The organism is Marivita sp., assembly GCF_017643905.1.
GTDB lineage: Bacteria > Pseudomonadota > Alphaproteobacteria > Rhodobacterales > Rhodobacteraceae > Marivita.
In genome coordinates, this window is the sequence record NZ_JAEPMO010000050.1 from 17,376 (window position 1) to 28,031 (window position 10,656).

Genomic DNA, 10,656 nt, shown 5'->3' on the forward strand with positions numbered 1-10,656 from the left:
AGGGTTTAGCAGAACCGCGATGTCGGGATTATTGCGCCGCCAATGCCGTTCGATAGGGCAGGACCACACGGAAGTTCGCTCCGCGCGACGCAGGGACATAATCCACCGACCCGCCAAGCCGCGTCATCACTTGACGGCAGATCGCAAGACCCAGCCCCGCGCCGCCTGCCTTCTGATCGCTGACGCGGGCGAATTTTTCAAAGATCATGTCCACGGCATCCGGAGCGATGCCCGACCCATTGTCCTGAAAATCAATCACCACGCGGTCGGCCTCCTGCATCACCCGAATGGCAAGGCGGGGGGCTTTGGCATCGCAATATTTGCGCGCATTGGCGATCAGGTTGATGAAAACCTGACTCAGACGGTCAAGATCGGTGTGCAGAACGATGTTTTCCTTGCCAAAGTCGCGTTTGATCTCCAGTTGAAACCCGTCTTCACCGATGGCCGCAGACGACACCGCCCGATCAAGCGCATCGCGCAGCGTACCGTCCCGCAGGTTGAGGTTCACCTGTCCATTCTCCACCACGCTCAGATCAAGCAGATCGTCCAGAAGCCGCGTCAGGCGCTGTGCCTCGTCATGGATGATCGATGCATAGCGGGATTGCTCGTCAGGTGTCATCTGGTCGGTGTCTCGCAGGATCTCCGAAAACGCCCGGATCGACGTCATGGGCGTGCGCAATTCATGGCTGATCTGGCTGAGAAACGCATCTTTCTGGACCGACAGCCGGGTCAGTTTCTGGTTGGCGTTGCGCAGTTCCAGAGCGGTGCGGCTCAGTTCTTCGGACTGTTCCTTGAGCCGTGCCGAGTATTCCAGCATCTGCGCGGTTTCATCCGCCACCGCCATCAGGTCTTCAACGGAAATCGCCATGCCTCCGGTGATCTGTCCCACCATTGCATGCGCTGTCGCAGCACCAACGGAGCTGCCCAACTCGCGTTCCAGTGCTTCGAGAAAATCCGGGGTCGGCGCGGGCAGATTGCCCCGGGCCCCTTGCCGTCGCGCGTGGCGCAGGAACAGCACTTGTGCTTCTCCAGCCCCTAGGATGCGCTGAGCCATGACCATGAGGTCTTCCGTCTGCGCCGTTCCGCCCGACCAGCTGCGCGCATTGGTGGAATGTTCGAAGATGTTGACGAACTGTGCGGCCTGCAATCTTTCCAGAGGCGACGGGAATGTCACCAGCGACACGGCCACGAAAGCCACCACATTGAACAACATGCTCCATAGTAGCGCATGCATGAGCTGTTCCATTCCGGTGATGCCGAACAACGCATCGGGCCGCAGCCATGCAAGACCGAACAGCCCATTTTCCACGATCGACATGGGCAGGATCGTGCCGACACCAAAGCTGGGCAGGTAGAGCGTGTAGAGCCAGATTGCAAAGCCCGCTGTCAACCCGGCGAAGGCCCCCAACCTTGTCGCCCCGCGCCAGAACATGCCACCCAGCATCGCGGGCAAGACCTGCGCCAGCCCGCAGAACGCCACCAGACCGATGGACGCCAAAGCCTCACCGCCGCTGGACAGGCGAAAATAAAGATAGCCCAGCATCACCACGCCAACGATGGAAATGCGCCGTGCCATAAGGACAGCCGCGCGCACGTCGCCTGAAACGCTGGCGCCGCTGGGGCGCAAATGAAGCCAGATCGGCATCACGATGTGGTTCGAGACCATGGTCGACAGAGCAATCGCCGCAACGATGACCATTGATGTGGCCGAACTGAAACCGCCAAGGAACGACAGCATGGCAAGACCATTCTGCCCAAGGGCCAGCGGCACCGTCAGCACGAAGAGGTCGGGGTTCGATCCTTCAGGCATGATGTCGAGACCCGCTACAGCAATGGGAACCACAAAAAGGCTGATCAGGCAGAGATAAAGCGGAAAGGCCCAACTGGCGGTGCGCAAATGATTTTCGTCGTCGTTTTCTACCACCAGCACCTGGAACGTGCGCGGCAAGCACAGGAAGGCCGCTGCCGAGAGGAAGATCAGACCGGCCCAGCGGCTGCGGTCGGTGTGCCAATGGCCGAACTCGGACGCGTCGATCCGGTTGAGCGCTTCGGTCAGACCTCCCGAGACGCCCCAGACCACGAAGATCCCGACCGAGAGAAGCGCCACAAGCTTGACCACCGCTTCGACGGCGATGGCCATGACCACGCCGTCATGCCGCTCTTTCGCATCGAGGTTGCGGGTGCCGAAAAGCACGGTGAACAAGGCCAGCCCCATAGACAGCCAAAATGCCACAATGGCCTGATCCTGCGCCGCCAATCCATCCGATTGTGCGGCAAAAACCGAAAACGAAAGGGTCACCGACTGCAATTGCAGCGCGATGTACGGCGTTGTGCCGATCACCGCGAGGATGGTGACCCCGGCGGCCAGCAAGCTGGATTTGCCATAACGCGAGGAAATCAGGTCGGCGATCGAGGTGATCTTCTGCGTCCGTCCGATCCGGATCAGCTTGCGCAAGAGCCACCACCAACTGACCATCACGATCGTCGGTCCAAGATAGATGGTCAGATACTCGAAGCCGTTGCGCGCCGCCGATCCGACGGCCCCGTAAAATGTCCAGGCGGTGCAGTAGATCGACAGGGAAAGCGTGTAGATCAGCGGAGACCGCAGCCATGCTTTCCTTCCCTGCGCTGCCAGCCGATCCGCGGCAAACGCAACGAAGAACAGGAAGAGCACGTAGGCCACGCAGACCGCAACGAGAAGGTTAAGCGTGCTCATGTGTCGGAATCCGACAGTTCGTCCACCTCACCGGCCAGAAGATAAGACAACCCCCATGTGAGCAGAATGATCCCTGCCCAAACGACGAAGACATAGATCAACGCCTTGGCGCTGCTGACCGTGCCATCCCCCGATTGCGGCCAGATCAACGGGATCATCCAAAGGATCAGCGCAAGAAGCGGGGCGACGCGTGCGGCATCCATGACCCGGCGTCGGCGATAGGTGCGCCTTTCATGAAAGACGGTCGGCGGTCCGGGCCTTTCTGTGGTGCGGGTCATTTCGCGGCAAGCGCTCTCACGGTTTCGAGCACATCCGCATTCGAGAACGGTTTGGTCATGAAGGCGTCGCAGCCCGCACGTTCGGCGATTTCGCGATCCTTGGTCTGGCCCCGTGCGGTGAGCATCAGAACCGGCAAGCCATTGACATCGGGATCGTTCCGCAACTCGCGCAGGATGTCGTAACCGCTTTTGCCCGGCAGCATCACGTCAAGGATCACGACATCCGGTTTGCGCTGTTTCACGATATCAACGGCGTCGGCGCCGTTTGAATGGGTTTTGACCGTCCACCCGTCGCGCGACAGGATGAAGCTGATCGCCTCGATGATATTGGGTTCGTCTTCGATCAACAGAACCTGCTTGGACATGCGTGCCCTCCCCCGTGCCGCAAGAAGCTGATTGGCTTTTGCCGTTTTTTTCCAGCTTCGCTAAACTATTACGAAGTGCGCGCCTCGTGTCAAAGCTTCCGGGGCGCGGACGCCACCATGATCGACGGTTCGCGCCGCGCCTCACAGCTTGCCTGAGGGCAGATCCGACAGGTCAACCCGACTTGCCGGATCGGCTCAGATACATCCCTCTTGGGTTCCGGCACGATCAGCATGTGGCTTTCGAACAGAACATCCTCGCCCGGTCGAGCCGGACCGGTTGGCTGCGAGATGGCAATACCCCGGTGGCGGGCTGCGGCGCGGGCGGATTGCTCCATCACTTCGGTATGTACCATCATCGGACGTGCCAGAGCCCGATAGAGCGGCCAGAGCACACATCCTGCTCCAAGGCGCGGCAGCGGAAATTCCGGTAACGGTTTGCGGAACGTCGTCACGCCAGACCCATCGCAGATCGCAAGACCAACCGGGTCCGGCAGGATGTCGTCGGGAAGATGGGCCAGACGGCGCATCGCGCTCGCCAGATCGCAGCCGAACCGAGCGGCAAAGGCGAAAGGGTCATTGCCCGACACAGCAACCGTATCAGCGCACGCGGCCAAAGGCATCCGTTCGGCATCGGCGCGATAGCGCAGAAGGACCCGGCGCAAGAGCCAGCGCGCAGCTTGCGAAACATCCTGCCCCAAATCCGCCGCCACCGCATCCACATCCGCTTGCAGTGTTTCAAGAGCGGGCAGATGAAAGCCGGCTTTCTGGAACACGCCATCGAGCTCATCCTGGGGCGCATTGGTTTCCGACGCTTCGGAATCCGCCTCAGCAAGATATTGTGCGAGACTGCGGCTGCTGTCGGCCAGCCGTGCACTGTCTTCGTAGATGTTGCGATTGAAACGGCGTTGCCATTCCGGTTCGATATCGCCGGGTTCGGCAAGGATCGATGCGGCGGAACGGATCGCAGTCACCGTGGACAGCATCTCGTGCAGCGACGCCGCCAGATGTGGATCGTGGGTCAGGCGGTCAGTCAACGCTTCGACGCTGCGCTGCAACGTCTCGACCTTGCGCTGACTGTCGGCCAGAAGCGCCGCCCACGCGGGAAATCGCCCGGCGAACTCCTCGACCCGGACGAATTCAGCCTCGGGCATGTAGCCACCGCTTGCGGCCTCGCGCAACGTAGCCAAAAGAGCGGTCTCTGCCCCCTCGGTCAGCGACCCCGGTTCCACACCCAAAGCATGCGCGATGTCGACCAGCAGTTTTCCACCGATTCTGCGACGGTTGTGTTCGATCAGGTTCAGATAGGAGGCCGAAATATCCGCGCGTTTGGCCAGTTCCGACTGTTTGAGGCCCGCCATCACGCGGCGCTCGCGGATGCGGCTGCCTGTCAGAGTGTCGCGGGGCATGTCAAAATTCCATGCTTATTCAAACCTTTTCTGCGTTGCGGCAAAAACAAATTTACAGCTTTCTGCAGCGCATTGTACATTTTTTGACAGAAAAAGCGTTTGAAGCAAAGCGCTTATTGCTATGTTTTCCATGCATAGCCGATAATCATTTTGCACATATGTGCGGCTTGGCGGGTGGAGGACCCCCGCTGAACCCTTAAAGACATTGGGAGGATTATATGTCCAAAGGCAACCTGACACGTCGCGGCGTGCTCAAGACAGGTGCTGTGGCAGGCGCAGGTCTTGCTCTGCCCACGTATCTGTCCGCAGCTGGCCATGAAGGCTTTACTAACGCGCCGACAGGCTCGACCGTCACACTGGGTTTCAACGTACCCCAGTCCGGCCCCTACGCAGACGAGGGCGCCGACGAGCTCCGCGCCTACGAACTTGCTGTCGAACACCTGAACGGTGAAGGTGACGGCGGTATGCTGAACACCTTCTCGTCGAAGGCTCTGGACGGCACAGGTATTCTCGGCAAGAAAGTCGAATACGTCACAGGCGACACGCAGACCAAATCCGACGCGGCGCGCGCATCGGCGAAGTCGATGATCGAAAAAGACGGCGCGATCATGATCACCGGCGGTTCGTCCTCTGGTGTTGCTGTGGCTGTTCAGGCGCTCTGCCAGGAAGCTGGCGTCATCTTCATGGCGGGCCTGACACACTCCAACGACACCACGGGCAAAGACAAGCGGGCCAACGGGTTCCGTCACTTCTTCAACTCGTACATGTCCGGTGCGGCGCTTGCGCCGGTGCTTGCAGCCAACTACGGCACCGACCGTAAGGCCTATCACCTGACCGCGGACTACAACTGGGGCTACACCACGGAAGAAGCCGTCCGCTCCTCGACCGAGGCTATGGGTTGGGAAACTGTCGGATCGGTTTTGACACCGCTGACACAGACCGACTTCTCGTCCTACATCACGCCGGTTCTGCAGTCCGATGCAGACGTTCTGGTTCTGAACCACTACGGCGGAAACATGGTGAACTCGCTGACAAACGCGGTTCAGTTCGGTTTGCGTGACCGTGTGGTCAACGGCAAGAACTTCGAAATCGTTGTTCCGCTCTACTCGCGCCTCATGGCGAAGGGTGCAGGTGCCAACGTTAAGGGCATCTTCGGTTCGACAAACTGGCACTGGTCGCTGCAGGACGAAGGCTCCAAGGCATTCGTTCAGTCCTTCGGCACCAAGTACGGCTTCCCGCCGTCGCAGGCTGCGCACACATGCTACGTTCAGGCCCTGCTTTATGCAGACGCCGTACAGCGCGCAGGCTCGTTCGCACCGTGTGCGGTTGTCGAAGCGCTCGAAGGCTTTGAGTTCGACGGCATGGGCAACGGCCCGACCCTCTACCGTGCCGAAGACCACCAGTGCTTCAAAGACGTTCTGGTCGTGAAGGGTAAAGAAAACCCGACGTCCGAGTTCGACCTTCTCGAAGTTGTGGAAGTCACACCGGTCGATCAGGTCACCTATGCACCGGATCACCCGCAGTTCGCCGGCGGCGCGCTGGGTACCTGCAACAACGGCGCGTAAGCCTTGTTTCCTTGAGGTGGGCCACCCGGCCCGCCTCATCTCTTCTCCAGCCCGTTGCTGTTACGGGCTGTCTGCACTTCCACACTTCTGACCGCAAAGGGTGGGGCAATGGACGCCATAATCCTGCAAATTCTCAACGGGCTCGACAAGGGCTCGGCCTACGCGCTTATCGCGTTGGGCCTGACACTCATCTTCGGCACGCTGGGCGTGGTGAACTTCGCACACGGTGCGCTTTTCATGATCGGTGCCTTCTGCGCCGTCACGCTGTCGCGCCTGCTTAGCCTCAGCCACAAGGTTGAGATCCCCGGGGCCGTCGACTTCCTCGGCAATCCGCAAATGCGCGATGTGCCGTACATCTATGAAATATTTGGTGAAAATCTTGGTGCGACCATCATCGACTGGGCTGTGCCCCTGTCGATCCTGTTCGCCATCCCCGTGATGATTCTGATCGGTGTCATCATGGAGCGCGGCTTGATCAAACACTTCTACAAGCGCCCCCATGCCGACCAAATCCTTGTGACATTTGGTCTGGCCATCGTTTTGCAGGAGATCATCAAGTACTATTACGGTGCCAACCCGATCCCGACACCAGCGCCTTCAGCCTTTGTCGGATCGTTCGATTTCGGCGCGCTGATCGGGTTTGATCCCGGTACGATCATCTACCCCTACTGGCGACTGGTCTACTTTGCCTTTGCGGCAGTGATCATCGGCGCAGTGTTCGCCTTCCTGCAGTTCACAACATTCGGCATGGTCGTGCGCGCTGGCATGGCAGATCGCGAGACCGTGGGTCTGCTGGGCATCAACATCGACAAGCGGTTCACCATCATGTTCGGTCTGGCCGCTGCGGTCGCGGGCCTTGCCGGCGTGATGTACACACCGATCAACTCGCCCAATTACCATATGGGAATGGACTTCCTTGTCCTGAGCTTCGTTGTGGTGGTTGTCGGCGGCATGGGGTCGCTGCCCGGTGCGGTTCTGGCCGGGTTCCTTCTGGGCATTCTCGAAAGCTTTGCCTCGATGCGTGAAGTGATCGACATCATCCCCGGCATCAACCAGGTGATCATCTACCTTGTCGCCATCATTATTCTACTGACGCGTCCGCGTGGCCTGATGGGTCGCAAAGGCGTGATGGAGGACTGATCCATGTTCGGACTGGACAAAAAAGACGCATCGCTCCTGCTGATCGTGACAGCCCTCGTGGCCTTTGCGCCCTTCCTGCTCAACCCGTTCCCGGAAGGGTCCGCGATGGCGCAGTTCAACGCGGGCTACCCTGACCTGATGCAGCGTTTCGTGATCTTTGGCATCTTCGCCATCGGCTTCAACATCCTTTTCGGCCTGACCGGCTATCTCAGTTTCGGTCACGCCGCCTTCCTCGGAGTGGGGTCTTACGCAGCTGTCTGGATGTTCAAACTGCTCAGCATGAACGTGCTCCCGGCTATTATCCTGGCGGTCATCGTCGCGGGGATCTTTGCCCTCATCATCGGCTATGTCAGCCTGCGTCGCTCGGGCATCTACTTCTCGATCCTGACTCTGGCTTTCGCGCAGATGTCCTTTGCGCTGGCCTACTCGGTTCTGACGCCAATCACTGGCGGCGAAACCGGCCTGCAACTGGCGCTGGACGATCCGCGCATCTTTGGCAGCGCCACGACGGCAGAGGGCAACATTCCGGTCCCGGGCTTCTTCGGTCTGGAAATGCGCGACAGCACCGAATTGGTGCTTGGAAATTGGGTGTTCACCTTCAGCGTAGGCTACTACTTTGCCGCGATCATCATGCTGTTGTCGTTCTACCTGTCGATCCGCATCTTCCGGTCGCCCTTCGGCATGATGCTGCGAGCAGTCAAATCGAACCAGCAGCGACTGAACTACACCGGCCTCAATCCGCGTCCCTACACGCTGGCGGCCTTTGTGATCTCGGGGATGTATGCCGGTCTTGCTGGCGGCCTGATGGCGTCGATGGATCCTCTGGCCGGTGCTGAGCGCATGTTCTGGACCGCGTCGGGCGAGGTGGTTCTGATGACCATCCTTGGTGGCGTCGGCACGCTCATCGGTCCGGTTCTGGGTGCGGGTCTGATCAAATACATGGAAAACATCATCTCCAAGATCAACTCGGACATCCTGCACAGCTGGTTCGCCTTCCTTCCGGATGGGCTCGAAGATCTGGTCGTGACGCTGATCTATCCGTTCATAGGCAAGGGGTGGCACCTGACACTTGGCATCGTGTTCATGCTGGTCGTGATCTTCCTGCCGGGTGGCCTTGTGCAGGGCGGTCAAAAAATCGCGGGGCTCTTCGGCCGTAAAAAGGCGCAAGAACCCAAGAACGCAACCACCGAGCCGGCGGAATAAGGAGACGGACAGATGGGAATTCTTGAAGTCAAAGACGTCAACAAACGGTTCGGTGGCCTGCAAGCGCTTGGCAATGTGAACCTCAGCGTGGCGGAAAACACCTGCCACGCGATCATCGGCCCCAATGGTGCGGGAAAATCCACGCTGCTCAACTGCCTTGTCGGCAAGCTGATCCCGGACACGGGCGCGGTTATGTTCGACGGCCAGAGCGTGCTGGGTCGCACCCCGTTCGAGATCAACCAGATGGGCATTTCCCGCGTGTTTCAGACCCCCGAAATCTTCGGTGATCTGACCGTGATGGAAAACATGCTGATCCCGTGCTTTGCAAAACGGGACGGGTCTTTTGCCCTGCACGGCATCCGCTCCGTGACAAGCGAAGCGGAACTGCGCGATCAGGCCGAACAGATGCTGGAAGAGGTCAACATGCTCGACAAGAGGAACATGCATTCCGCCTCCATGTCGCGCGGGGACAAACGCCGCCTTGAAATGGCGATGTGCCTTGTTCAAAACCCCAAGCTGCTGCTGCTGGATGAGCCGACGGCGGGCATGGCGCGGGCCGACACGAACAACACCATCGACCTGCTCAAAGAGATCAAGGAAAAGCGCAACATCACCATCGCGATCATCGAGCATGACATGCATGTGGTGTTCTCTCTGGCGGAACGGATCACCGTTCTGGCACAGGGCACACCCCTGGTCGAGGACACGCCCGAGAACATCAAGGGCCATCCGAAGGTCAAGGAAGCCTATCTCGGCGAAGCTGCGTAACCCTATTTGGCGGGGCTTTCCCGCCGCCCCTCCCACAGCGAGGACAGACTTATGAACGTCAAACCCGACTTTTCAAAACACGCCAACCACGCGGAAACAGCCCCGGCGTTCCTCTCCGTGTGGGACATGCACTCCTACTATGGCGAGAGCTATATCGTGCAGGGCATCTCGTTTAACGTCCACGAAGGCGAGATCCTCGCGCTTCTGGGGCGAAATGGGGCCGGCAAGACCACCACGCTGCGCTCCATCGCGCGGATGGACAGCCCGCAGGTAAACCATGGTGAAATCTGGCTCGACCACAAACCACTTCACAAGATGACCTCTTACGAGGCGGCTGGGGTTGGCTTGGGCCTCGTGCCCGAAGACCGCCGTATCATTCCCGGCCTCACCGTTGAGGAAAACCTGCAGCTGGCCCAGATCGCCCCGCCCATCGGCTGGTCGATCGAGCGTCTTTACGATCTGTTCCCGCGTCTGGGCGAACGCCGCAACCAAGAGGGCGTTACCCTGTCGGGCGGTGAACAGCAGATGCTGTCGATCGCCCGCGCTCTGGCCCGTGACATCAAGGTTCTGTTGCTGGACGAGCCGTACGAAGGTCTGGCGCCGGTGATCGTGGACGAAATCGAAAAGACCCTGCGCGTGATCAAGGAACAGGGGATGACAACGATCCTTGTCGAACAGAACGCGGTGCGCGCGCTGCAACTGGCGGATCGGGCGATTATTCTGGACACTGGGTCCATTGTATTTGATGGCACAGCGGCAGAGGTTCTGGAAAACAGCCAGTTGCGGGCGGAATACCTCGCGATCTGATAATGGCCATCGGCCAATGCGACTTTTGCCGCCCTTGCCTTTTCCCGGCGGGGGCGGTTTTGTTTGACCGAATGAAGGAGGACTCCCATGAGTGACACAACCTATCCCCCGTCCAAAGAGATGGCCGAAAACGCCCACATAAATGCGTCGCGGTACGAGGAGATGTATGCGCGGTCTGTGTCTGATCCTGAGGGGTTCTGGGCGGAGCAGGCGCAGCGTCTGGACTGGATGAAGGCGCCGACGCAGATCAGGGACGTGGATTTCACACTGGGTCAGGTCAAGATCAACTGGTTTTCCGATGGCACGCTGAACGTGGCGGCCAACTGCGTTGACCGGCATCTGGCGACCCGCGGCGATCAGACCGCGATCATCTTCGAACCCGATGATCCCAACGAGCCCGCCAAGCAC

General features: G+C 59.5%; 10 protein-coding genes. 6 read left to right on the plus strand and 4 right to left on the minus strand.

Going from position 1 to position 10,656, the window contains the following annotated elements; all coding sequences use genetic code 11:
- Positions 1-28: 28 nt before the first annotated feature.
- From JJ869_RS09785 to JJ869_RS09800, 4 genes are all read right to left on the minus strand, one after another.
- Entirely contained in the window at positions 29-2,716 is a 2,688-nt protein-coding gene (locus tag JJ869_RS09785) for a sensor histidine kinase (RefSeq protein WP_292266639.1), read from the minus strand.
- Positions 2,713-2,919, minus strand: a complete 207-nt coding sequence (locus JJ869_RS09790; protein ID WP_292266640.1) for a hypothetical protein — start codon at positions 2,917-2,919, stop codon at positions 2,713-2,715. The genes JJ869_RS09785 and JJ869_RS09790 overlap by 4 nt, the downstream gene beginning before the upstream one ends.
- 71 nt (positions 2,920-2,990) lie before the next feature.
- On the minus strand, positions 2,991-3,359 hold the full coding sequence (locus JJ869_RS09795) for a response regulator (protein ID WP_292266642.1): 369 nt from the start codon (positions 3,357-3,359) through the stop codon (positions 2,991-2,993).
- Positions 3,360-3,448: 89 nt separating this feature from the next.
- Positions 3,449-4,765: a helix-turn-helix domain-containing protein gene (locus JJ869_RS09800; RefSeq protein ID WP_292266643.1), complete on the minus strand. Its 1,317-nt coding sequence runs from the start codon at positions 4,763-4,765 to the stop codon at positions 3,449-3,451.
- A gap of 218 nt (positions 4,766-4,983) precedes the next feature.
- Here JJ869_RS09800 and JJ869_RS09805 point away from each other — a divergent pair, with 218 nt between their 5' ends.
- The 6 genes from JJ869_RS09805 to JJ869_RS09830 all read left to right on the plus strand — a co-directional run.
- Positions 4,984-6,330: a substrate-binding protein gene (locus tag JJ869_RS09805; RefSeq protein ID WP_292266645.1), complete on the plus strand. Its 1,347-nt coding sequence runs from the start codon at positions 4,984-4,986 to the stop codon at positions 6,328-6,330.
- Positions 6,331-6,438: 108 nt separating this feature from the next.
- Positions 6,439-7,470, plus strand: a complete 1,032-nt coding sequence (locus tag JJ869_RS09810; RefSeq protein ID WP_292266647.1) for a branched-chain amino acid ABC transporter permease — start codon at positions 6,439-6,441, stop codon at positions 7,468-7,470.
- A 3-nt stretch (positions 7,471-7,473) separates the two neighbouring features.
- Positions 7,474-8,673: a branched-chain amino acid ABC transporter permease gene (locus JJ869_RS09815; RefSeq protein WP_292266648.1), complete on the plus strand. Its 1,200-nt coding sequence runs from the start codon at positions 7,474-7,476 to the stop codon at positions 8,671-8,673.
- A gap of 12 nt (positions 8,674-8,685) precedes the next feature.
- Complete coding sequence (locus JJ869_RS09820; RefSeq protein WP_292266650.1) at positions 8,686-9,441, plus strand: ABC transporter ATP-binding protein; 756 nt, start codon at positions 8,686-8,688, stop codon at positions 9,439-9,441.
- A 51-nt stretch (positions 9,442-9,492) separates the two neighbouring features.
- On the plus strand, positions 9,493-10,248 hold the full coding sequence (locus JJ869_RS09825) for an ABC transporter ATP-binding protein (protein WP_292266651.1): 756 nt from the start codon (positions 9,493-9,495) through the stop codon (positions 10,246-10,248).
- An 87-nt stretch (positions 10,249-10,335) separates the two neighbouring features.
- Positions 10,336-10,656, plus strand: a 321-nt coding sequence (locus tag JJ869_RS09830; protein ID WP_292266653.1) for an acetyl-coenzyme A synthetase N-terminal domain-containing protein, incomplete at its 3' end; no start/stop codon positions are given.